The following is a 265-nucleotide window of genomic DNA, read 5'->3' as shown; positions in this document are numbered from 1 at the left end:
GCCCAGATGCCGCCCGCCCAGCGCCGCCGCCTGCTGACAGGCACGCCGCTGAACGCGATGACGCGCAATACCCTGACTGACATCGAGTCCGTCGAGGCCGAGATCGAGCAGGTCCGCCAGCAGGGCTTCGCGCTGGATGATGAGGAATTCCTGCCCGGCCTGGTGTGCATCGCGGTGCTGGCGCCCAATCCCGATGGGCCTTCCAACATCGGCGTGGCGATCCAGGCACCGGTGATGCGCCAGTCGCGCGAGGACATGCTCAAGC

General features: G+C 67.9%; 1 protein-coding gene. It reads left to right on the top strand.

The annotated features are described in order from the left end of the window. On the top strand, positions 1-265 hold a 265-nt coding region (locus tag R0J88_RS20835; protein ID WP_410901001.1), incomplete at both ends, for an IclR family transcriptional regulator C-terminal domain-containing protein.

Source organism: Pseudoalteromonas sp. SIMBA_162, assembly GCF_046535955.1.
Lineage (GTDB): Bacteria > Pseudomonadota > Gammaproteobacteria > Enterobacterales > Alteromonadaceae > Pseudoalteromonas > Pseudoalteromonas marina.
This window is presented reverse-complemented; position numbering and strand designations above follow the sequence as displayed.